The 23,631-nt window shown below is 33.1% G+C and carries 25 protein-coding genes; 8 read left to right on the top strand and 17 right to left on the bottom strand.

From position 1 onward, the window contains the following. The first annotated feature begins 7 nt into the window (after positions 1 to 7). Positions 8 to 2,236, top strand: coding sequence for a beta-glucosidase BglX (gene bglX, locus RB618_RS02530; RefSeq protein WP_308067334.1), 2,229 nt, complete (start codon positions 8 to 10; stop codon positions 2,234 to 2,236). 236 nt (positions 2,237 to 2,472) lie between these two features. On the opposite strand, the gene RB618_RS02525 is transcribed toward bglX, so the two are convergent. Together RB618_RS02525 and RB618_RS02520 are read right to left on the bottom strand one after the other, a co-directional pair. Further along, positions 2,473 to 4,494 carry a hypothetical protein gene (locus RB618_RS02525; protein ID WP_308067333.1) on the bottom strand — a complete coding sequence of 674 codons (2,022 nt, stop codon included), beginning with the start codon at positions 4,492 to 4,494 and terminating at the stop codon, positions 2,473 to 2,475. A gap of 148 nt (positions 4,495 to 4,642) precedes the next feature. Next, positions 4,643 to 4,900 carry a hypothetical protein gene (locus tag RB618_RS02520; RefSeq protein WP_111426170.1) on the bottom strand — a complete coding sequence of 86 codons (258 nt, stop codon included), beginning with the start codon at positions 4,898 to 4,900 and terminating at the stop codon, positions 4,643 to 4,645. 285 nt (positions 4,901 to 5,185) lie between these two features. Here RB618_RS02520 and RB618_RS02515 point away from each other — a divergent pair, with 285 nt between their 5' ends. Both RB618_RS02515 and RB618_RS02510 read left to right on the top strand, forming a co-directional pair. Next, positions 5,186 to 5,941: an NUDIX domain-containing protein gene (locus RB618_RS02515; RefSeq protein WP_308067332.1), complete on the top strand. Its 756-nt coding sequence runs from the start codon at positions 5,186 to 5,188 to the stop codon at positions 5,939 to 5,941. A gap of 30 nt (positions 5,942 to 5,971) precedes the next feature. Beyond that, entirely contained in the window at positions 5,972 to 6,292 is a 321-nt protein-coding gene (locus RB618_RS02510) for an MmcQ/YjbR family DNA-binding protein (protein ID WP_308067331.1), read from the top strand. Positions 6,293 to 6,297: 5 nt separating this feature from the next. Here RB618_RS02510 and RB618_RS02505 read toward each other — a convergent pair whose 3' ends face one another. The 12 genes from RB618_RS02505 to ahcY form a co-directional block, all read right to left on the bottom strand. Then, complete coding sequence (locus RB618_RS02505; protein WP_308067330.1) at positions 6,298 to 6,906, bottom strand: alpha-ketoglutarate-dependent dioxygenase AlkB; 609 nt, start codon at positions 6,904 to 6,906, stop codon at positions 6,298 to 6,300. After that, complete coding sequence (locus RB618_RS02500; RefSeq protein ID WP_308067329.1) at positions 6,893 to 7,138, bottom strand: Ada metal-binding domain-containing protein; 246 nt, start codon at positions 7,136 to 7,138, stop codon at positions 6,893 to 6,895. The genes RB618_RS02505 and RB618_RS02500 overlap by 14 nt, the downstream gene beginning before the upstream one ends. A gap of 168 nt (positions 7,139 to 7,306) precedes the next feature. Beyond that, complete coding sequence (locus RB618_RS02495; protein WP_308067328.1) at positions 7,307 to 8,011, bottom strand: 2OG-Fe(II) oxygenase; 705 nt, start codon at positions 8,009 to 8,011, stop codon at positions 7,307 to 7,309. Further along, positions 8,008 to 8,763, bottom strand: coding sequence for an SDR family oxidoreductase (locus RB618_RS02490; RefSeq protein WP_308067327.1), 756 nt, complete (start codon positions 8,761 to 8,763; stop codon positions 8,008 to 8,010). Before RB618_RS02490 ends, RB618_RS02495 begins: the two co-directional genes overlap by 4 nt. Positions 8,764 to 8,864: 101 nt before the next feature. Then, complete coding sequence (locus RB618_RS02485; protein ID WP_308067326.1) at positions 8,865 to 9,707, bottom strand: methylated-DNA--[protein]-cysteine S-methyltransferase; 843 nt, start codon at positions 9,705 to 9,707, stop codon at positions 8,865 to 8,867. 134 nt (positions 9,708 to 9,841) lie between these two features. Further along, positions 9,842 to 10,303: a GNAT family N-acetyltransferase gene (locus RB618_RS02480; RefSeq protein ID WP_308067325.1), complete on the bottom strand. Its 462-nt coding sequence runs from the start codon at positions 10,301 to 10,303 to the stop codon at positions 9,842 to 9,844. 26 nt (positions 10,304 to 10,329) lie between these two features. Continuing rightward, on the bottom strand, positions 10,330 to 11,289 hold the full coding sequence (locus tag RB618_RS02475; RefSeq protein ID WP_308067834.1) for a Fic family protein: 960 nt from the start codon (positions 11,287 to 11,289) through the stop codon (positions 10,330 to 10,332). Between the two features lie 41 nt (positions 11,290 to 11,330). Continuing rightward, on the bottom strand, positions 11,331 to 11,663 hold the full coding sequence (locus RB618_RS02470; protein WP_111288101.1) for a multidrug efflux SMR transporter: 333 nt from the start codon (positions 11,661 to 11,663) through the stop codon (positions 11,331 to 11,333). Between the two features lie 39 nt (positions 11,664 to 11,702). After that, entirely contained in the window at positions 11,703 to 12,782 is a 1,080-nt protein-coding gene (locus tag RB618_RS02465; protein ID WP_308067324.1) for a WG repeat-containing protein, read from the bottom strand. 11 nt (positions 12,783 to 12,793) lie between these two features. Further along, positions 12,794 to 13,078: a hypothetical protein gene (locus RB618_RS02460; RefSeq protein WP_308067323.1), complete on the bottom strand. Its 285-nt coding sequence runs from the start codon at positions 13,076 to 13,078 to the stop codon at positions 12,794 to 12,796. Positions 13,079 to 13,387: 309 nt separating this feature from the next. Next, on the bottom strand, positions 13,388 to 15,706 hold the full coding sequence (locus RB618_RS02455) for a patatin-like phospholipase family protein (protein ID WP_308067322.1): 2,319 nt from the start codon (positions 15,704 to 15,706) through the stop codon (positions 13,388 to 13,390). 196 nt (positions 15,707 to 15,902) lie between these two features. After that, positions 15,903 to 17,219: an adenosylhomocysteinase gene (gene ahcY / locus RB618_RS02450; RefSeq protein WP_111426181.1), complete on the bottom strand. Its 1,317-nt coding sequence runs from the start codon at positions 17,217 to 17,219 to the stop codon at positions 15,903 to 15,905. 317 nt (positions 17,220 to 17,536) lie between these two features. Between ahcY and RB618_RS02445 the strand changes: the two genes are divergently transcribed. Then, complete coding sequence (locus RB618_RS02445; RefSeq protein WP_308067321.1) at positions 17,537 to 18,187, top strand: 4'-phosphopantetheinyl transferase superfamily protein; 651 nt, start codon at positions 17,537 to 17,539, stop codon at positions 18,185 to 18,187. Positions 18,188 to 18,320: 133 nt separating this feature from the next. On the opposite strand, the gene RB618_RS02440 is transcribed toward RB618_RS02445, so the two are convergent. From RB618_RS02440 to RB618_RS02430, 3 genes are all read right to left on the bottom strand, one after another. Beyond that, positions 18,321 to 18,719 (bottom strand): group III truncated hemoglobin, encoded by a 399-nt coding sequence (locus tag RB618_RS02440; RefSeq protein ID WP_308067320.1) that lies wholly within the window; start codon positions 18,717 to 18,719, stop codon positions 18,321 to 18,323. After that, on the bottom strand, positions 18,716 to 19,003 hold the full coding sequence (locus tag RB618_RS02435) for a hypothetical protein (RefSeq protein WP_111379304.1): 288 nt from the start codon (positions 19,001 to 19,003) through the stop codon (positions 18,716 to 18,718). Before RB618_RS02435 ends, RB618_RS02440 begins: the two co-directional genes overlap by 4 nt. Before the next feature lie 82 nt (positions 19,004 to 19,085). After that, a complete protein-coding gene (locus tag RB618_RS02430) occupies positions 19,086 to 19,682 on the bottom strand; it encodes a Crp/Fnr family transcriptional regulator (RefSeq protein ID WP_308067319.1) in 597 nt (198 codons plus the stop codon). 94 nt (positions 19,683 to 19,776) lie between these two features. Between RB618_RS02430 and RB618_RS02425 the strand changes: the two genes are divergently transcribed. The 4 genes from RB618_RS02425 to arfB are packed head-to-tail and all read left to right on the top strand — an operon-like array spanning position 19,777 to position 23,630. Next, entirely contained in the window at positions 19,777 to 20,505 is a 729-nt protein-coding gene (locus RB618_RS02425) for a geranylgeranylglyceryl/heptaprenylglyceryl phosphate synthase (RefSeq protein ID WP_308067318.1), read from the top strand. A 20-nt stretch (positions 20,506 to 20,525) separates the two neighbouring features. Then, positions 20,526 to 21,149 carry a nicotinamide riboside transporter PnuC gene (gene pnuC / locus RB618_RS02420; protein ID WP_308067317.1) on the top strand — a complete coding sequence of 208 codons (624 nt, stop codon included), beginning with the start codon at positions 20,526 to 20,528 and terminating at the stop codon, positions 21,147 to 21,149. Continuing rightward, complete coding sequence (locus tag RB618_RS02415) at positions 21,110 to 23,224, top strand: DUF4301 family protein (RefSeq protein WP_308067316.1); 2,115 nt, start codon at positions 21,110 to 21,112, stop codon at positions 23,222 to 23,224. Before pnuC ends, RB618_RS02415 begins: the two co-directional genes overlap by 40 nt. A 1-nt stretch (position 23,225) precedes the next feature. Then, complete coding sequence (gene arfB, locus RB618_RS02410; protein ID WP_308067315.1) at positions 23,226 to 23,630, top strand: alternative ribosome rescue aminoacyl-tRNA hydrolase ArfB; 405 nt, start codon at positions 23,226 to 23,228, stop codon at positions 23,628 to 23,630. The last annotated feature ends 1 nt before the right edge of the window (position 23,631 follow it).

Genomic DNA, 23,631 nt, shown 5'->3' with positions numbered 1-23,631 from the left:
TAAACACATGAAAAAGACAACAACAATTATGCTGTTTATGCTTTCGCTTTTTGCGTCGGCACAGCAGCAGACAATAGATCAGAAAGTCAATGATCTGTTGAAGAAAATGACAATCGAAGAAAAAATTGGTCAGTTAAATCAGTATACTGGCGACAATCAGGCAACTGGACCAATAACGATAAACCCAAACAAACAAGCTGAAATAAAAGCAGGTTTAATTGGTTCTATGCTAAACGTAATCGGAACAAAATATACCAGAGGATATCAGGAATTGGCGATGCAGTCAAGACTTAAAATTCCGTTGTTATTTGGTCAGGACGTTATTCATGGTTATAAAACTACTTTTCCACTTCCGTTAGCCGAAGCAGCAAGCTGGGATTTGCAAGCAATTGAATTGGCAGCAAGAGTTGCGGCAACCGAAGCATCAGCAAGCGGAATTCACTGGACATTTGCGCCAATGGTAGATATTAGCCGTGATCCTCGTTGGGGACGTGTAATGGAAGGAGCAGGAGAAGATACTTATCTTGGTTCTAAAATTGCTTATGCAAGAGTAAAAGGTTTTCAAGGAAATAAATTGGGAGACTTAAACTCAGTTATGGCCTGCGTTAAACACTTTGCTGCTTATGGAGCCGGAGTTGGAGGAAGAGATTACAACTCTGTAGACATGAGCGAAAGAATGTTATGGGAAACCTATTTACCGCCATTTAAAGCGGCTTTAGATGCAGGAGCTGCAACATTTATGAATTCATTCAACGATATTAACGGAATTCCTGCAACAGGAAATGCACATTTGCAAAGAGATATCTTAAAAGGAAAATGGAACTTTCAAGGTTTCGTAGTTTCAGACTGGGGATCAATTGGAGAAATGGTGGCGCACGGTTACTCTAAAGATCTTAAAGAAGCTGCATATTCTGCCATTACAGCAGGAAGCGATATGGATATGGAAAGCAATGCTTACCGCAAGAATTTAGCAGAGTTAGTAAAAGAAGGAAGAGTTTCTATTGATTTGGTTGATGACGCAGTAAGACGTATTCTTCGCAAGAAATTTGAGTTAGGATTATTTGACGATCCTTACAGATATTCTGATGAAAAACGTGCAGAAAAAGCATTAAACAATCCAGAACACAGAAAAGCAGCTCTTGAAGTTGCGGAGAAAAGTATTGTTTTATTAAAGAATGAAAACCAGACTTTACCAATTTCAAAAAATGTAAAAACAATTGCATTTATTGGACCAATGGTTAAAGAATACAAAGAAAACATGGGCTTTTGGTCTGTAGAACTTCCAGAAGTAGATTACAATAAATGGATCGTGTCGCAATGGGATGGTTTACAAAATAAAGTGGGTAAAAACACTAAATTATTGTATGCAAAAGGTTGTGAGATTGAAGGAACTAACAAAGATGGTTTTGCAGAAGCTGTTGCAACAGCTAAACAAGCAGATGTTGTAATCTTGAGTATTGGTGAAAGACGTGACATGAGCGGTGAAGCAAAAAGTAGAAGTGACTTGCATTTGCCAGGTGTTCAGGAAGATTTAGTAAAAGCAATTCAGGCAACAGGGAAACCAGTTGTTGTTTTAATTAATGCAGGAAGACCTTTAGTTTTTAATTGGACTGCAGATAATGTTCCTGCAATTGTTTACACTTGGTGGTTAGGTACTGAAGCTGGAAATGCAATTGCAAATGTTTTATTTGGAGATTACAATCCGTCTGGGAAATTGCCAATGACTTTCCCAAGAGAAGTAGGGCAGGTGCCAATTTATTACAATCATTTTAGTACAGGAAGACCAGCCAAAGATGAAAACTCAACAAACTATGTTTCAGCTTATATCGACTTGAAAAACTCTCCAAAATATCCTTTCGGATATGGTTTGAGCTACACAACGTTTGATTATTCTGGTTTGAAATTATCTTCAACTAAAATAAAAAGCAACGAAACGATTAAAGTTTCTTTCCAATTGAAAAATACAGGAAAAGTAGCTGGAGAAGAAGTGGTGCAGTTGTATCTGAAAGATAAATTTGGATCTGTTGTGAGACCAGTTTTAGAATTAAAAGATTTCCAAAAAGTGAAATTAAATGCAGGAGAATCTAAAACAATCGAATTTACAATTGACAAAGAGAAACTTTCTTTCTATAACAATAAAGTAGAATGGGTTGCTGAACCAGGAGATTTCGAAGTTATGATTGGAGCTTCATCAGCAGATATTAAATTAAAATCCGATTTTGAATTATTGAATTAGCCCATTGGGTGAAATTAAAAAGTACTGTTTAACACATAGAGATATAGATTTTTGTGTTGTACAAAAGAGAGTAAAAGAAACAAGTTTCCACACATAGCAAAACTATGTGCATTAAAACTAGTGAAACGCCTTTTATTTAAGCCTTTAACTATGTTTCTATGTGTTGAAAGAATTTAGCATGATGGATTAAATAAAAAAGCGGGATTTTTAAAATCCCGCTTTTTTTATGTCAAATTTCATTTAAGGCGTTTTTTAAAACTATATTTCAGCATATTTAATAAGCCGTCCTCAATAATATCGATTCCAATACCGAAATTACTGTCTGCAACTTCGTGATGCGCATTTCTAAAATCTTCAAAATCTTCACTTGGAATTTCTAGATTGATCAATGGTTTAAAATCAACATAAATAGAAGCGCCATTTTTGGTTACTTTTTTGCGGCTTGTAAAATCAAAATAAGGATTTGCAATAGTGCTTTCTTGAATAGTATATTTTTCCTGAGTATCTATTTTTTGATCTGTTGTTAAATTGATTTCGTATTTTTCATTATCAAAATTATGCCAGAAAGAAAGATCGCTATGCATAAAGTCACGAGCCGAATTTTTAACCACATTTCTATCAAAATACATTAAAAAGCGATTCTTTTCAGGATCGGTAAAATATGGATTTTCGATCGAAGTGTTATACTGAATCGTAAACTCGTTCAACTTTTTATCATCACTTATAATTTCAATCGACGCATCTTTAAAGATAGTTCTGATATCGGTTCCGTTTCTATCGCTAGAATAATTTAAAGCATAGAACAAGAAGTTATTCCAACTGTCAATGATTTCTCTTTTGTTCGTGTTTTTGAAATATTTACGCATATAATTGGCGCGATTTCCTTTGTAAGTCGAAACCAATTTTAGTGTTCCAGTATTGTTTTGAGCACTAAAATCTGCTTTTTCATTTATGCCATAATAAGGAAATCTATAAGGCTCTTTAATCTGCAATTCCTGATTTGGTTTTACTTCCAGATAATGCATAAAATAGATGTAGCCACGATTTTCAACTAATCCAAATTCATCTCTCGAAGTAGCATCAACAAAATAAGTTCCACCTTTGTAATTGATTTTTACAATAACGTGATTAAATGTCAATAGGGAAGGAAGATAATATTTAATGTAGTGATCCGAATTGAAGTTTACCAAAACCACAGAAGCATCGACACCGATATAATCCAGAACCACTTTCAGTAAAACCGATTTTGCTTTACAATCTCCTTGTTTATTTTCATAAGTTACTGATGGTTCTTGCGGTTTGTGGCCGTTCATTTCATCAGCGTTATAGATATAGTAAACGTGATTTTGCACATAGTCAATGGCAAATTGTAATTTCTCATCTTGATCTGCAATGGCATCCAGTTTTTCAACAAGGTTTGGAGCAAATTCTTTTAGAGAAGCTTTATTGTATATTTCTTCGTAAAGTGGAGAAATATAATTAGATAAATCATTCCAATTACGGTCTGTAGCAAAATCAATAAAAGGTGCAATTTCTCTGTTGGCATCAAAAGAGTTAATGTAATTGTCTTTTTCGATTACAAATTGTTCTCCTTTTTTCAGGTAATTAATTTCTGGTTCTAAAACATTTCCTTCTTCATCTCTAAAGAATGTTTTTTTATATGTAATCGCTTCTTTTCTATCATTAATAAAAGAAAATTTGTATTTGCCATAAGCCCAATAAGTGCTCGGGGTCACATACACATACTTCAGAAATTCTTTTCGCATAAAATCACGATCTGTAAAAACCTTTGTACGCGAATCTTCTGTAATTAAAACATCATAAAGACGCAAATCTTTAATCGTAATATTTACTTTTTTGTTGCTGCTCAAAATACCGCCTTCGCTTTGGTTTTCGCTGTCTAGAACTTTAATTTTAGTATCTTGAATTTTGTTAATCAAAACACCATCTCTCAAAACGCTGATTCGGTGAATAACGTAAGTTTCATTTTCTTCTACAACAACATCTCTTACCGAAGCGCTTTCTAGGTTTGATGGTTCGTTAAGCGTATAGGCAACGCATGCATATTCGCTGTTTTCGGTATCGCTTGTGTAGTAAATTTTGTCCAAGAAGTAACAGAAATCTCGTCCTTCTTCAACTTGTTTGTTAGAGAAATCGGATTCTTTTATATAGTCAATAAGTTGATCGTCGTTAATTGTAGGCGCCCAGTTTTCTGGTTTTTGAATTTTGTAGCTTTCTGATTCAATGATGTTTTCCATGTACTTTTTCTATAGGGGTATATTCTTACTTTTAAAACAGCTAAAATAACTAATAAATGACCATTTTCTTTCATTTTATTGTAAAATTTATAATAAAAAAAACCTCACCGAAGTGAGGCTGAATTATAAATTATAAACAGGGACAAGGTTATTTTATTACAGTATTTACAAAATCCATAGCACCAATTCCTTTATAAGAAGCATACAAAGCTTTATCAAAAGCTTCTTGTTTTGCTTTCTTGTTTTTTGCGTCAGTTTCAACAATCATCTCATTGAAAATTCTTTCTTGTTCTTCACTATATTTCAACGAGGCTTCTAAAAGATATGTTTTAGAAACAAACCCAAAAGAATTTAGAATTTTACTTCTAATCTTTTGATTAAAATTTTTTAAAGTATTGGTATTCATAACTTTCTACATTTAAATTTCTACACTCACTTTGAAGATAAATGGTAGTTGTTTGTATTATTTTTCTTTGTTTTTGATTGGAATTTTAACAATCAAAACCATTAATGTGTTATTATGACGCAATGTACTTATTTTTTTTAAATTTGATTTTAAATTTACGTTAAAATTGTAGTTTAAACACTTCTGTTTTAATTGAAAATCATCTCTGTAGAAAAACACCCAAGTTTTATAAAAATGAAGTAAATTGCAGAGTTATTAAAAGAAAGAATTTTATAAAGATTTTTGATGTTAAAAGACATTATAGATAATAACGAAAATTACCAACCTGGACTTTCTATAGATTGTGTCATTTTTGGCTTTCATGATAATCAGCTAAAAGTTTTATTGATTAAAGTGGAGCGAGCCAATAAATGGTCTTTACCCGGCGGATTTATCCCGGTAGATCAGGATATAGATACGGCTGCAATCACAGTATTGAATAGCAGAACCGGTGTTGACGGTGTTTTTTTAAGACAATTTGCAACCTTTGGAAAAGTTGATCGTAACAAACAGCATTTTGATAAAAAAACACTTGAATACCTTAAAATTGAAGAGGCAAAAGGAAAATGGCTTCTGCGCCGTTTTGTTACGATTGGATATTATGCTTTGGTAGATTTTTCGAAAATTCTTCCAAATCCTGCAAATAGACATGAAATAGTAGAATGGATTGATCACAAAGAAGTTCCTGAACTTATTTTAGATCATCGTGAAATTCTGGATAAAGCTCTAGATACTTTAAGAATTGAACTGAATTTAATGCCAATTGGCTATAATTTATTGCCAGAGAAATTTACAATTCCAGAATTGCAGAAATTATATGAAACGATTTTGGATAAAAACTTAGATCGTAGAAACTTTTTACGTAAAATCACTAATATTGGAATCCTTACAAAGCTTGATGAGAAGAAAAGCAATGTAGCGCACAAAGCCCCAAACTTATATTCTTTTGATAAAGAAAAATACGATGAGGTTCTTAAAAACGGACTGAATCAAGGCTGGTAAGAAGTAAATTTTAATCTTAAAAATGATAGTATGGTTTCAATTGAAGAATTTAGAAAGTTAGCAATGTCATTTCCAGATGCAACAGAAGAACCTCATTTTGAGAAAACTTCTTTCCGAATCAAAAAGAAGATTTTTGCCACTTTTGACGAAAAAAATAATCACGCCGTTCTAAAATTAAACGAAATCGATCAATCTGTTTTTTGTTCGTCAAGCGAAAAGATTTTCTACGAAGTTCCAAATAAATGGGGAAAACAAGGCTGGACAATTGTAGAACTTTCAAGAGCAAGACTCGAAATGTTTGAAGATGCTTTAATACGATCGTATGAAAATGTTGCCACAAAAAAGAAGTAACATTTTTATCTCACAATCGTTCTAAAAGTCAAATTTACTCGGGGTTTTTGAGTTGTTTTTGTTGGAGGAAGTCTATGAAGCCAATGCGTTTGTGTTTCATCTTTCATAACCAACAAACTTCCATGTTCCAGAATCAGAGAAACGGTTTCTTTAGACTCTTTATGTTTAAATGCAAACTTACGTTCTGCTCCAAAACTTACAGATCCAATTGCGCCATTTTTCTTTAAATCTTTTTCGGCATCACTGTGCCAAGCCATTCCTTCTTCGCCAGTATGATATAAATTCAGCAGGCAAGAATTGAAAGTTTCTCCTGTTTTTTCTTCAATTATTTTTTTTAGTTTCAAAAGTTCAGATGTCCAAGGCAGAGCTTTTTTGGTGGTATTTGAATACGTATATTCAAATTCTTGATCACCGTACCAAGCGACTTTTCGTTTGGTTAAAATTAATTTTCCGAAGATCACAGCTTCGTCATTTTTCCATTCAATTGTATTTAATAAAATGTCACGGTAGAAATCGGCCTCTGCTCGCGAAAATAATTTTCCGTAATAATTCACCGTTCCATCTTTTGGAAGCAGATTGGTTGTTTCGTCTGTTTGAGGATTAAATAAGTCCATTTTTCCATTTTTGATATTCCGATTTCATACAATGTCCGCAAGGTCTGAAACCATTTTGTTTGGCATCTATTTCAGAGGAAAAGAAGACACGATTCTCCCGTTTCATTCTTTTTCCCGAAGAACATTTTAGCGTTCCGTAGATTTTTAATTTCTGATTGCCGCCGAAACAAATTTCAGCATTTTTAATTTTAATACGAAGATCTGAATCTGAAATTTCAATATGTTTTACCATTTATTTTTATAGATATTTTATTCTGTAGAGACGCACCGCAGTGCGTCTAACGTCATGTATTTCCACAATCTTTATCGACAATCTTTGTGTAGACGCACTGCGGTGCGTCTCTACAGATATACGTTGTTTTGAAACCTTTGCATCTTTGCGCCTCTGTACCTTTGCACCTTAATTTAACGCATCATGAAAAATAATTCCTAACGTATATCTTTCACCAGATCGAACTTCACTTACTCCATGTTTCATATTCACACGATAATAGTCTTTTGAACCTTTTACAGGTCTGAAATTGGTTGCAAAAATTAAAATATCTCCTTTTTTGGGTTTCAAAACAATCGCTTTAGATTGAGCTCTTGGAGTTTGCTGTGTTAAAACAAATTCACCACCAGTAAAATCTTCATCTGGTTCATTTAGAAAAAGCACAATTTGAATGGGGAAATAAATATCGCCATACAAATCCTGATGCAAAGTATTAAAACCGCTTTTGCCATATTTTAGAATTAAAACTGTAGCTTTCAGTTGATTATTGTCATGGCATTGTTTTAGCAAATCTGCATGTTTTATTGGAAATACTGTATCAATATTTAAGGCTTTCATCCATGCATTTGCGATTGGTGCTAATTTCGGATAGATTGCAGATCGAATGTTCTGAATTAAATCTGGAAGCGGATAATTGAAATATTTGTATTCGCCTAAACCAAATCGGTAGCGTTCCATTAAGACGGTTTTTCTATATAAATTTGGATTATCATAATCGAATTTTAAATCTTCGCATTGTTCGTTGTTAAGCACTTTTGGAATAATTGCAAATCCATTTTCGTGCATAGATTCTGTGATGTTTTCCCAATTTAGAGATTCTATTTTTGTTTTCATGATTTTGTTTTTGATAAACCGCCGTCAACTCTTAATTCAATTCCGTGAATATAAGAAGCATCATCTGAAGCTAGAAAGAGTGCTGTTTTGGCAATTTCTGAAGGTTCTCCAAAACGTTTAAACGGAAGAGTAGACGTAACGGCGTCAATTGTATTTTTAATGTTTTCCTGATTCATGCCAGTATTATTGAAAATATTAGTAGAGATATAACCCGGACTGATTCCGTTTACGCGTATTTTTTTCGAAGTACATTCTGCCGCAAAAGTTTTGATGAAAGATTGAATTGCAGCTTTTGCAGCTGTATAAATTGACATATTGGACTGGCCGATATCGGTTAAAAAAGTAGTATTTAAAATAATCGAACTTCCTTCAGGCATTAATGGCAAAACCTGCTGTACGGTAAAAAAAGTTCCTTTAACCAACATATCAAAAACCTCATCAAATTCTTGGATTGTTACATTTTCAATAGAATTGAATTTTCCATATCCAGCATTTACAAACAGAATATTAATTTTATCAGCATGCTTTTTTATCTGATTTTGAATTTCGAAAATGTCTGATAACTGTCCTGCGTTCGAAACAATTCCGATTGCATTTTTTCCTAATTCTTCAACGGCTTTATTTACTGTCTTTTCACTACGTCCCGTTATAATTACTTTTGCTCCATTATTGATAAATTCCTGAGCAGTTGCAAAACCCATTCCGTTGGTTCCGCCTGTAATAAAAGCAGTTTTGTTTTTTAGTTTTTCCATTTCGTATGATTTTAGAATGCAAAGTTTCTAAAATAGGAAAGGGTAAAAAATCCGAAACTTGCGGTTTTGGAATTGTTTTTTTGTTCGGGTCGTGGCTTAAATTATGGATTTACATGCGCACCTTCCCAACCAATAATGGCTGTTTTTCTGGTATTTCCCCACATATAACCGCCAAAAGTTCCCGTAGACTGAATCACGCGATGGCACGGAATTAAAAACGCAACAGGATTGCTGCCAATTGCGGTTCCGACGGCTCGAGAAGCATTTGGTTTTTGAATTTGATGCGCAATTGAACCATAAGTAGAAAGCTGTCCCATCGGAATTTTTAGTAAAGCTTCCCAAACTTTCAGTTGAAAATCGGTTCCTTTTAAATGCAGTTTTATTTCAGATAATTTGCTCCAATCATTCTGAAAAATGAATAATGCATTTTGCTGAGATAAATCCAGCTTTTTAGAAAATTGAGCATTCGGGAATTTATCTTTCAAGGCAATAAATCCAGTGATTTCATCTTCGGCGAAAGCCATAAAACAAACGCCTTTTGAAGTCGATGCAACGATAATATTCCCAAATGGGCTTTCGGCAAAACTGTAATTTATTTCAAGATTTTTTCCTCCGTTTTTATATTCGGCAGGTGTCATTCCTTCAATATTTACAAATAAATCATGAAGACGGCTTGTTCCTGATAATCCTGTTTCAAAAGCAGTTTCAGAAACGGTTGCTTGATTTTCTTTGAGTAATTTTTTGGCGTGTTCGATGCTTGTATATTGTAAAAACTTCTTCGGACTCGTTCCTGCCCATTCGCTAAAAAGTCTCTGAAAATGAAACGGACTTAGATGTACTTTTTCTGCAACCTCATCAAGATTGGGCTGATCTTTAAAATTTGCTTTGATATAATCGATCGCTTCTGCAATACGGTTATAATTAATGGTTTCTTGTGTGTTCATTTTTCTTCCATTTTATAAGGCAAAGATCGATCGGTTTTGGCAGGTAAAAAATCCGAAACTTGCTTAGTTTTTTGTTTCAAGTTTCAGGTTTCAAGATCCAGCTTAACTTGAAACCTGAAACTTGAAACAAAATTTTACAATTCTTTTTCCATCTTAAAGTTAATTAGTTCAACGCCCAAGCGAATATTTTTCTGTTCTGCTTTTACAACAAATCCTTTCTTTTCAAAAAAAGGTTTTGCGGTTATGCTAATATCCGAAGTTATAATTTTTGAATGCTGATTTTTGGCTTCTACTTCTAATGCAACTAAAAGTTTATTTGCGATTCCTTGTCGTTGAAAATCTTTATGAATATAAAAGAAATCAATGTAATCTCCATCTTTTAAAGTTGCGAAACCTGCAATTTTGTTTTCAATTATCGCTAATAAAACATACTGTGTTTCGATAACGGTAATCCAACGTTCTGTATTTTTGACGCCAGAAATCCAAGCTTCTCTTTGAGCTGCATTATAATCGTTTTTGCAAACAGACTGAATGGTCTGGACAAACAAGTCTTGCATTTCATGAAGGTCCGCGATTGTGGCTTTTTGAATTTTCATGTTTATATTTTTTAACTGATAGGAGGCTAAGAGTTAATTAAGGTGTATTTGGCAGTTCTCTGATTTCCGGTAATATCAAAAAGTTTTAGTGACAATCCTTTTTTTAAATCTCGGCTTGCAGTAGCTGCAGAAATATCCTTAAAAATATGCATATAATCTTTTCGGGTAAATTCCTTAATTCCTAGAGAATAAAAATATTCTAACCTGTCAATGTCTTTTATCGTTCTATTGTCATAATTAAGAAGATTTTCTAATGATTTATTTATCACATCTAGCATATACTCGATAAAATGAGTTGATTTACCGCTACTGTCACTCATAGCCAGAGATTTATAATAACTGTCTTGTGTTTTACTTATCAATGTTTCAAAAGGCAAAAATTCAAAAACAGGATATTCTTCCATTAGAATGACCGTTTGCCATAATCTTCCCATCCTGCCGTTTCCGTCTAAAAAAGGATGAATAAATTCCATTTCATAGTGAAAGACACAACTTTTTATTAAGGTTAGTTCATCTTTGTTTTTTAAATATTCAAATAGATCATTCATTAAAAAAGGAACATTTTCGTAAGGAGGAGCTATATGAGCAACTTCGGTTCCTTTCACAATTCCAACTCCTTGTTTTCGATATTTTCCAGCATCAAGAATAAGATCTCGCATTAATGACTGATGCGCACTTAAAAAGCTTTGAGAAGAAGTCGACTTATATTTTTCTAAATCTTCGTAAACTTTAATTGCATTTAAAACTTCTAAGACATCTTTTTGAGGGCCAATTACTCTCTTATTTTCAATTAATGCTGTTATTTGTTCTTCTGTTAAAGTGTTTCCTTCAATTTGTAATGAAGAATGTATCGTTTTAATTCTATTTTGCTTTCTTAGTTTTGGAGAATGCTTATCAAGATAAACAGCGTTCAATGCTCCGATTTTTTCAGATATGGAACTTATTAGTTTTAATATAAAGGGTGTAATGTCGTAAGGAGGTTTCATGATAGTATCATTTGATACTATCAAAAATAATGTTTTTTGATTTAATGCGCTACAGTCTTAGAAAAAACATTAATTACAATTACACCAATTACAATTAATGCAAGACCAATAATGGCTGGTAGATCTGGAATTTCTTTGAAGAAAATAGCGCCAATAATCGTAATTAAAACGATGCCGACTCCCGACCAAATAGCGTAAGCAAAACCAACTGGAATGGTTCTAATGGCAAAACTTAGACAATAAAATGCACCGCAATAGCCAATTATGGTAATAATACTTGGAAGCAATTTGGTGAATTCTTCGGACTTTTTTAATGCTGAAGTAGCAATGATTTCGAAGATTATAGCGAGAAATAAAAATAGAAAATTCTTCATAGTTCACTTTTTTACAAAGGTAAACTTTAAAGCTGAAAATTATTTAAGATTATCTGTTCTAGAAGAAACACTTATTAGTTTGTATCCGTTTTCTGTTCTTAAAAATTCAAAATGATCTTGCCCGCGATCGATTTTGTTTTTTGGATTGATAACAATATCCATTGTTGGGTACATCCAATCTTTAGATTCGTTGCAATTGTTGAAATAAACGTCGTATTCGTCCAATTCAAAAATAAACTGATTCAATCCGTCAGAAGAAATAAAATAATCTGTTTTTGGATTTTTAAGTTCCTGAAGCTTTAGTTTTAAGTAAATATAATTTTGATTGATAAATTTTGTTTTTGGGGCATTGATCCAGCCGTCTGGTTCTTTCCAATAGGTGATTTTATCGAAAGAATGTTTCTCTAAATTGGCTTTAGATAAATCTTTTAGCAATGTGTTTTCTAGCCAATGTTTAAACTCTTTATCGAAATTTATAAAAGAATAGTATTGTCCGTCAACTCCAAGAAAACTGTCTCTAGTTGGGTTTTTACTAGACTCTTTTGACTTTTCTAAAGAATAAAAATTCAAATCATCATTATAGGAGAAATCTTCAATCAGGACTTTGTTGTTGATGTCGATTAAATACTCTTTTCCACCAGTCCAGAAAAAGTGTTCTCCATCTTGTTGTTTTTTGGCGTCTTTCAAAACTGTAATCACCCCGTTTCTTACTTTGGTTAAGGCGCTGTATTCTGCTGGAATTGCAATTTTTCCTTCCGTATTAAATACACCCATTTTATCAGTTTTACGATCTGTAAATCTTATAAAACCTTCGTTTTCGCAGTCTGGGCCATTATCAAATACATATAAGCTGTCTCGCCCTACAATTTTTTCTTGTTTGGTTAAATAATAGCTGTTCCATTTACCATTTTCTTCTTCAGTAACAGCAATTATATTTTCGAACTTACGCGCAATGGTAAAACCAGTAAATTTTGGTTCTATTTTGATTACTCCATTTTTGTCTTTAAATCCGATTAAGGTGGTGTCTTTGTTGGGAAATGCAGTCCAAATGTCTTTGCTTTGGGCGAATATTGAACAAGTAAAAAGGGCGAATATAAAAAAAGCAATAATCTTTTTCATGCGAAATGAATTTATCTAAGATGAACTTCTGGTTCGTTGTTTTTTGATTCTTCAAAACAATCGGAGCATAGCATTTTGAAATCGGCAAGATTTTGAAAAGTCTCTGTCCATTCTTCACCATTATCCAAAAGATATTGTTCGCAGGAACCGCACCAAGCAATTTGTGGAAGATCTTCTTCGGCTTCGGAATAGTAAAAGCCAACTTGATTTTTTGAATCTATTGCCGTTGCGATATGTATGCAAGTAAAAGACATTTCTTTTGAACCGTGAATGTCACAGGAAATTTTTTCGATCATTTTCTGAATTTTAAAAAGCTTTGAGTTCAAATTTAAATTTATAAACTAATAAAAGCTGTAAAGGTCTTGTTAAATTAATCGGTTCTTGATCTACGTGAGCGTGAGGGATAGGAGTAGTCCGCCGCAGCGGAGCGGATAGCCCGACAGCATTGCGATAAGAGGGCGAATAAGCATAAAGTATTTTGCCCTCTTATCGCGATGGTGGCACGCCCAGATTATTTTTTGTTTCAAGTTTCAGGTTTTGGATTGTTTAAAACTATAAGCTAAAACTATAAGCTAAAACTGAAAACTGAAACTTGAAACATTTTTTTAAGGATTAAGGGATAAGCCAACACTAAAAAAGAATCGCACTTTGTCGATGTTGTTTATCCATGAAGTATCAAAATGAATAGGTCCTAAAATAGATTCATAAGAAATTGCCGCGCCTCCTGATATTACTAAGCTTGGATCAATATTATCATCCCAATTACCTTTTGGACTGAATGCATGGTCTATATAATTGTTAAAAGTATCAAAGCCTACAGTTGCAATATTAAAATGTGGCGTGAGATAAATTTTTCCAATAAGATTTACTTGAGATCCAAGTTTAAGCCCCATATATTGCGTAACATTGAGTTCGTCTTCGTGCAGGCCAGGCAATTGAAAACGGTTACTTCCGGAGCTTGGAATTATTCCGCCAAAGAAATATTTTGAAGCATAGCCGAATTCTGAAAATGAAATTTGATCTTCTTTAAGTTTGTCTTGAAAAATAAAATAAGAATCAAACCCAATAATTCCTGTGATTTTCTTTTTTATTCTTAACCTCTTTTCAAAAGTAAAACCAAATTTAGTGTAATTATTTGTTGCGCCAGAAATACTTGTTAAATCTGGGTCTGAGAAAGTTGCGTTAATATCAGCAAGGAATGATCGTGCTAGATTTGATTTTATAATTGTTCCGTTGGTAGCAAAATACACTTTATCCATATCATTATAGGAATAGTGCATGTTGAATTCTATGTTATTAAAATTGTAATCGTTTATTGAAATGGAATTCGGATTGTATTCTCGATCGTATTTTGGTTTTAAATGGGTGTAATGATAGTTTAGACCAAAACCAAAATAGCTCTTGAGAGAGTTTAAGTTTCTGTTTATTTCATTGTTGAATTCAAAAGTATTATAAAGTATATTATCTGAAGCTTTGCCATTGAGGTAGATTTCTTGTCTTAAAAAAGCTCCATAGGCTTCAGTCATCCACCACCATTCTCTGTGTCCTCCAAAATTTTTCTGATAATTGATTCTGGCTTTCGGCTGTTCTGCAATATCGGCAGTTATTAAGAGACGTGAGGCATCTGCCAAGACGTTTCTTCCGGTGTAATTAAAAATAATTCCAACGCCTCTATAAGTATCGTAATGGATTGAGGTATTCAATTGATTTTTTGCACGTTCAAATCCAAATAAGGTAATTCCGAGTTTGTCTTCATCTTTTATGAAATAACTATATGTTATCTCTTCAAAAAGATTGGTGCCCATAGCTCTATTAAGCCCTGCAATTAAATCTTTTGTGGTATATTTTATATGTGTTTTAAGATTTGCTCTTCCAATTACTAAAGGCAAGTTTTCTGGACTTATTTTTTTGTAGACAATAGTGTCAAGAACAAATTCTTTTGGCATATCGGGCAATTTGTGAGTCCGTTGTGGAAAAGCTTTTAGCTTTTCGGATAAAGCAATTAGTGCAGGAAGATTTTGATTGGTTGCTATTTTTCCGTCTTTATAGATTTCGTTGCTATCGGCGAAATCGGCTGTAGAGAAACGTAGGTTAGGAAGATGATCGACCAATATGTTACATAAGTCACGATTTGCGGGATTTTTAATATTACTCGGAAACATACTGGTTTGCATTAATACGGTCATAATATTATTCAGTTTGTCTACAGGTTCCATTCCGCCACCCACATCACTACCGATAATAATATCGGCTCCCATTTGTTTGGCAACATCAGTAGGGAAATTATTTAACACTCCACCATCTACCAATACTGATTTTCCATAAGGCATTGGCTTGAAAATAGCAGGCAAAGACATGCTGGCTCTCATAGCATAAGCCAAGCTTCCTTTGCTTAGAATGACTTCTTTTCCTTCAGCAAGATCTGTTGCCATAGCTCTGAAAGGTATCGGAAGGCTGTCAAAATCTTTAACATTATACACGGGGAAGGTTAATTCAGAAAGGTATTCTCTTAGATTTTGATCATTTAAGAGAGAGCCAATACTGTTAAGTTTACCATCTTTAATGCCTATTCCGACAAGATATCTTTGAAATTCCCTTTTTTCTTCAGCGCTTACTGCTCGCAACGATTGACCTCCGCCAAGGAGTTTATCCCAATTAATATTTTTGGTCATTGTTTCGATACTATCTCCAGAATAGCCCATAGCATATAAACCTCCAATAATGCTTCCCATACTGTTTCCAACAATAAGATCTGGAACAATGTGCAAAGAATCGAGTTTTTGCAAAAGCGGGATATGTGCAATTCCTTTTGCTCCCCCGCCACTTAGGACTAATACGACTTTAGGTTTTTTTTCCTGAGAAAAAATAATTTGTGGGAGGCTAAGTAAAAATAAGAAAACGAATAAATAAGATGTTTTTTTCAAGATTTTACTGTTTAAGTATTTGAGAAATAGATTCTTATTCTGATTATTAAAAGTAAGCAGATATTTATAAACGTGCAATTTTTTGATAGAAATGTTTTGCCTAAAACATAAAAATAGAAAACCCGACAAGTTTTTAAAACCTGTCGGGTTTGATATATGATTTTAAGGAAATCTAAAATCTACAATCTAAAATTAATTAGTATCTGTAGTACTCTGGTTTAAATGGACCTTGAACTTCAACACCAATGTAAGCAGCTTGATCTTCACGTAAAGTTTCCAATTCAACGCCTAATTTAGCTAAGTGTAAAGCAGCAACTTTTTCATCTAAATGTTTTGGTAACATATAAACTTCATTTTTGTAAGCTGCGCTGTTTTTCCATAATTCGATTTGAGCCAAAGTCTGGTTTGTAAATGAGTTACTCATTACAAAACTTGGGTGACCTGTAGCACAACCTAGGTTTACTAAACGACCTTCAGCCAAAATGATGATATCTTTTCCAGCGATAGTATATTTGTCAACCTGAGGTTTGATTTCTATTTTAGAAGCACCGTGGTTTTTGTTTAACCAAGCCATGTCGATTTCGTTATCAAAGTGTCCGATGTTACAAACAACAGTTTTGTCTTTCATTTTCTCGAAATGACTTCCAACCACGATATCTTTATTTCCTGTAGTTGTAATGATGATATCAGCATTAGCAATTACAGTATCTAATTTTTTAACTTCATAACCGTCCATTGCAGCTTGTAAAGCACAAATTGGATCGATCTCAGTAACTGTTACGATAGAACCAGCACCTCTAAAAGAAGCTGCAGTTCCTTTTCCAACGTCACCATATCCGCAAACAATTACTCTTTTTCCAGCCAACATTAAGTCAGTTGCACGACGAATAGCATCTACAGCAGATTCTTTACATCCGTATTTGTTATCAAATTTAGATTTAGTAACAGAGTCGTTAATGTTGATAGCAGGCATTGGTAAAGTTCCAGCTTTTACTCTTTCGTAAAGTCTGTGAACACCAGTTGTAGTTTCTTCAGAAAGACCTTTAATTCCAGGAACTAATTCTGGGTAACGGTCAATAACCATGTTTGTTAAATCTCCACCATCATCCAAAATCATGTTTAATGGTTTTCTGTCTTCACCAAAGAATAAAGTCTGCTCAATACACCAGTCAAATTCTTCTTCATTTAAACCTTTCCAAGCGTACACAGAAATTCCAGCAGCAGCAATAGCAGCAGCAGCCTGATCCTGAGTAGAGAAAATGTTACAAGAAGACCAAGTAACTTCTGCACCAAGAGCAATTAAAGTTTCGATCAAAACAGCAGTTTGAATCGTCATGTGTAAACATCCAGCGATACGAGCACCTTTTAATGGTTGTTCGTCTTTGTATTCAGCGCGAAGTGCCATTAAACCTGGCATTTCAGCTTCAGCTAGTTCAATTTCTTTTCTTCCCCAAGCCGCTAGAGAAATGTCTTTTACTTTATAAGCCACATAAGGCGTAGTTGTAGTACTCATTTATATTATATTTGTATAATTGTAAAATTTTTGCAAATTTACGGAATACCTTTTTATTTTTACTAATTTCTGTCAGATTTGTGAAATCTTTAATTTCTTAATCTCTAGAATGTTACTCTGAAAATTGTTTTTAACCATATAAGTGATGTAAGTTCTTTTAAAAAAGATTCTGAAACTATTACCTTTGTTGCGAATTGCTTATATTTACTAATGCATTCTTTAAGCCAACAGCTATATTTTCTTTAATGGCTTATATGCTTTAAAATTTACCACCAATAATTTATAATTAACCATTTACAATTCATAATTAAAAAGAAATGCCTTTATTTCAGACTATACAATTCAACGAAACTACTAAAATCTTAATTTGGGAAATAACCGAATCATTTGATGAATTGTACAGTCGTGTTACCTTGAAAGAAAAAACACAGCGAAGACTGGAAGGAATGAAATCTCAGATGCATCAGCGTGCTTTTTTAAGTGTGCGAATGCTAATTCAGGAAATGGGATTTACGGATAAAGATTTGCATTATGATGAATTTGGAAAACCGTATTTCGATTGCCATAATTACATTTCAATAACGCATTCCTACCATTTTGCAGCAATAATTGTAAGTCACGAAACGGTTGGAATTGATATGGAATTGCAACGAGAGAAAATCCAAAGAATCGCTGATAAATTCACTGATTTTGAATGCAGTTATTTAAAACCAGAATTTGTAGAAGAATACATAAAAAAACTTACCGTTATCTGGGGAGCCAAAGAGGCAATCTTTAAAATTAGAAATGAAAAAGGAATTAGTTTTAAAGATCATATTAATGTAAACGACTTCTCTTTAAAAGAAAAACAAACGCAGGCAAGTCTTCATTTTGATAACCTGATTAAAGATTTTAATGTGCATTATCAGGAAATCAAATCAGATAATTTTGAAGGAACTTTTACTTTAGTTTATGCTTTTGAGAAATAAAGTTTTAATATAAAAATTCCAAATTCCAAATTCCAAATTGGAAGATTTATTTTCAATTTTGTCATTCCGAGGAACGAGGAACCTTCGCAAGAAACTCCCCAAAGTAAATCTTAAGCCTTTAAATAAAAGAATTTTAAATCTCGCTTTCTTTTTGTCTGTGCTGAAACATGCTCATGTATAGAAAAGTACTCATTTTACGAGCGCGTCTTTTCAAAGTTTCAGCATTTTCACCCTCAAAATGTTCATCAATGGTTTGAAACCAGTGATTCAGCCAAATTCCGAATTCATTAGGAGTGATTTTTTCATCAAAATGAGCGTCAACTTCATTGTGAACAGCATGTGGATTTCCTTTGTATTTGCGAACACCAAAAAGGTTGGTCTCCCAAAAATCAGTCAGTTTTTCGAGATGCGCATCCCAATCAGAAATCATTTCATTAAAATAAAAGCCGATTTCTCGATCGGCTCTTATTTTAGCATAAAATTGATGCACTAAAAAAGAGACATCAGCTCTATTTTCTATTTGTTTTCTCATAGAATTAAACTATTCAAAAGTATAAAGAACAAACTTAAAAACGTACTTAGCATAATAAGGTTGAAAACTACTTTGTGTTTCATTTGTGCTAAGATAGATGTATTTGCAAAAACACAAGCTAAAACAATAATTCCTAGCTGTATCATTTGCGGAATGGAAGTTCCGTTGGCTAAAACATACATAGCTGCAGCGCCTCCTAAACAGCTTTGTCCAATAACTGCCATTGCAGCAGAGCCCATATAGTTTCTATTGAAAATGTCGAATGTTGTTTGATATAGTGTCATGGTATTCAGTTTTTTATACCAACAAAATTACACCCACAATCGTACTGCATTTTATGACTTTAATCATAAAACGGGAATTTTTTTATCTGTATACTTTTCGATTAATAATTTTCAATTCGCCTTTTTTCTCCAATGCTTTTATTGCTCTAATAACGGTTTCAACACGTAAACCTGTCAAGTCTCCAATTTGCTGTCTGGTAAAATTAATAAGATATCCGTTATTATCTTTCTGAAAATTGAAATAGGCAATGCCGTGATCTATTAGTTTCAATACACGATGTTCTGGTTCGTGTGTCGAAATTTCTGCCGCCATAACCGATTTATAATACAATCGTTGTGCGAGATTCTCAATTACTTTAATACTGACTTTTGGATTTTCTTCTAAAAGCTTCATAAAGTTTTGTTTTGGAAGAATAAAAATCTCAGTATGTTCTACAGCAATTGCATTTGCTGGATATTTTTGATTTAAGAATAATGGAGGTTCACCAAAAGATTGGCCATGATAAAATATGCCTTGAATAAATTCGCGTCCGTCATCATTATAATTACTCATTTTTACTTCGCCAGAAATAATCTGATAATAGTGCAGTGGTAGATTTCCTTCTTCAAAAATGATATCATTTTTATCAAAGGATTTTTTTAAAACACTGTACTTTTCTAGTAATTCAACTGTAATCATAATGTATTATTTACGTTATCAAAAGGTGCAGAACAAATATAATTCATTCAAAATAGTTCTTCTGCATTAAAAATCTTTTACTTTTACACCCCATATGCAAGAACAAATACTCACTATTAGACAACAGATTTTAGAAGCTAAAAGCAACAGTCAAAAATTGCTGGCTGTACTTTTGGATCCTGATAAAATTGTGCTGGAAAATTTGAATCATTTAATTGATAAAATTAACGAGTCGCCTGCAACTCACATTTTTGTGGGAGGAAGTATTGTTCAGAACAATATTTTAGAAGAATTAATTACGACATTAAAACAAAAGACAATTCTGCCAGTTATTTTGTTTCCAGGAGATCCTTCTCAGATTTCACCAAAAGCAGATGGTATCTTGTTTCTGTCTTTATTGTCTGGCCGAAATCCTGATTATTTGATTGAATATCAGGTTCAGGCTGCTCCAATTCTGAAAAAAACAAATCTAGAAGTCATTTCTACAGGCTATATTTTAATTGAAAGCGGTAATGAGACAGCCGTTGCGCGTGTAAGTAAAACGAAACCTCTAAGCCGCGAAAACCTTGAATTGGTTCTAGCTACAGCTCAAGCAGGAGAAATGTTAGGAAATCAACTCATTTATTTAGAAGCAGGAAGTGGCGCTAAAGAGTCTGTTCCAACAGAAATGATTAAGCTAATTTCTCAAAATGTTCAAATTCCTGTTATTGTTGGCGGAGGAATTGTAGATTTGCAGGGAATTCAAAAAGCATATAAAGCTGGCGCAGATTTGGTTGTTATCGGGACTGCGTTTGAAAACAACAGTCGTTTTTTTGAGTTATAAATGCCAAATACCACATTTTCATGATAGATTTTTTTTTAGAAAGTTATAAAAATGCACCCTTATGGCACATTGTTTTGGAGTTCCTAGTATTTGTCTGCGGAATTTTAAGTGTTTGGTTTGCTAAAAAAGAAAATATCTGGGTGTACCCTACAGGATTAATTGCGACAGCAATATCAGTATATCTGCTTTATGTGGCAGGTTATATAGGAGACATGATTATTAACGCTTATTTTTCTGTAATGAGTATTTATGGTTGGTATGTTTGGGCAAAAGGAGGAACAGCAGAAGATAATCTGCCAATTACCCGTACAAATTTTAATGAAAAAATAATCGGAATCTTACTGTTTATTGTGACTGTTTTTGTAGTTTTCGGGATTTATAAATATTTTGATTATGAAATTCATAGGGATAATTATGTCGATATGATTTCGTCTGGAATATTTTTCGCAGGAATGTGGTATATGGCCAGAAAAAAAATAGAAAACTGGACACTTTGGATTATTGGTGATATTATTGTTGTGCCTCTCTACGCTTATCGCGGTTTAGGGATGCTGTCACTTCAGTATATAATTTTTACAATTTTGGCTATTTCAGCTTATTTAGAATGGAGAAAGATCTTAGACAGCAAAAAACAACAATCATAAAAATTGCTTTGTTTGGCCCTGAAAGTACAGGGAAAACTACCTTAGCAAAACAGCTTGCAGATTACTACGAAACCGAATGGGTTCCTGAATTTGCACGTGACTATCTGCAAGAAAAATGGGAGGAGAATAAGCATATTTGCGTAGCCGATGATATGATGCCAATTGCGTATGGTCAGACGGCATTAGAGAACGAAAAACTGGTCAATGCAAATAAATACTTGTTTTGTGACACCAACTTAATGGTAACCAAAGTATTTTCTGAAATGTATTATGGTTTTTGTGATCCGCTTTTAAACGAAGCGGCGCTAAAACATGAATACGATTTATTTTTCCTTACAGATATTGATGTTCCTTGGGAGAAAGACGATATTCGTGATACTCCTGAAGGAAGAGAAACGGTATTTTCTGTTTTTAAACAGACATTGATCGATACAAAAAAGCCCTTTATAACGTTATCAGGAGACAAAGAAACACGTTTAGCAAAAGCAACAGCAATTATTGATGAACTTACTACTGCTAAAGAGCATGATTTTTCGTCTAACGATTTTGTGCAGATCTATAATAGAGGAATTTCTTTTGAAACTATTTTAAAACAATTAAAAAGTTTTAAAAAGGGAATCGCTAAAAGTAATCTCATAAGACCAGCTACTATAAATGATGGTATTTTAAATTTATCTGATAACGAATTTCAGCAGAAAGCCTTGTTTTTTGATGAGCAGAAAGATAAATTTAAAATTAAAAAATTTGTTCCTGCTTCTGGTGCTGCAACAAGGATGTATAAATTCTTAATAGCATTTTTGAATGATTTTGACATTAAAAAAGAAACAATAAATGCATACATAAACAGAAAAAACGATAAAGAACTTGCCATTTTTATCGTTGGTATGGAGAAGTTTCCTTTTTTTGAAACAGTAGATAAAAAATTAAGAGAAATTTATCCTGATTTTGAGACTTTAGAAAGAGATTATAAAAATTACTATTTTATAAAATTGCTTTTGTCTCCAGACTATTTTAATTCTGCAAATAAACCCAAAGCTGTTTTGCCGTTTCATCAATATGATACGCATATTGCTAATCCGATTGAAGAACATTTGAATGAATGTGTACATTATGCATCATCAAAGAATGTGTCTAATTTGCATTTTACAGTTTCAGAAATACATCAGCATTTATTTGAGCTAGCAGTTGATGAAATTAAAGACAAAATCGAAAAACTGTCAGGTATTAACATAGATATCGGATATTCTTATCAAAGCAAGAGTACAGATTCGATTACAATTGACGCAAAAGATAAGTTGGTAAAAGATAAAGATGGTTATCTGATTTTTAGACCAGGAGGACATGGAGCTTTAATTAAGAATCTTAATAATCTCGATGCAGATATAATTTTTATTAAAAACATAGATAATGTAATTCAAAATCATATTGATCAAATTACATTGTATAAAAAAGCTCTAGCAGGTATTTTGATCGAAATGCAGCAGAAAGTTTTTGAAAATATAAAGCTAATTGACCAAGGAAAAATTAAAGAAAACGATGTTGAAGATATGCTCCATTTTTTGGAGAAGGACTTTAATGTTGAGATGACAACAGATTTCAATAAATTTACTTTTGAAAATAAAATAAGTAAACTTAAAGAGCTTTTAAACAGGCCGATTCGAGTTTGCGGAATGGTTAAGAATGAAGGTGAGCCAGGTGGAGGGCCTTTTTGGGTTACGAATAAAAAGGGGATAAAATCGTTGCAAATTGTAGAAACATCTCAAATTGATCTTCAGGATAAAAAGCAAGAAAAAATCTTGGCAGAGGCAACACATTTTAATCCAGTAGATTTAGTTTGCGGAATTAAAAATTACAAAAACGAAAGGTTTGATTTGTTAGAGTTTGTAGATCAAAAAGCTGGTTTTATTGTGGAAAAAAGTGTTGATGGCAAGCCTGTCAAAAATTATGAATTACCAGGTTTATGGAACGGATCAATGGCAAATTGGCTAACTATTTTTGTTGCGGTTCCTTTGATTACTTTTAATCCTGTAAAAACGGTAAACGATTTATTGAAAGCGGCGCATCAGCCACAATAATATGGATTCAGAGAAAATCATATCAGAGTTAAACTTTAAGGCTGTTCGCAGCAGTGGTTCTGGCGGACAAAACGTAAATAAAGTTTCGTCTAAAGTAGTTCTGAATTTTGATTTGAACGCTTCGCAAGCTTTGACTGAAGAAGAAAAATTGCTATTGCAAGAGAACATTTCAGCCAGATTAACTTCTGAAAATATTCTGATTTTAAATTGCGATGAAGACAGAAGTCAGCTTAAAAATAAAGAAATTGTAACCAAACGATTTCTGGAAATTATCAAAAAAGGACTTTATGTTCCTAAAGTTAGGAAAGCAACAAAAGTCCCGAAAGCGGTAATTAAGAAAAGAATCAAAGACAAAAAGAATATTTCTGACTTGAAACAATCAAGAAGGAAACCGAACATCGAGTAAA

Origin of the sequence: Flavobacterium sp. LHD-85, from assembly GCF_030929595.1 — a bacterium.
GTDB lineage: Bacteria > Bacteroidota > Bacteroidia > Flavobacteriales > Flavobacteriaceae > Flavobacterium.
The sequence above is the reverse complement of the archived record's forward strand: the minus strand, read 5'-3'. Positions and strand labels throughout refer to the sequence as shown.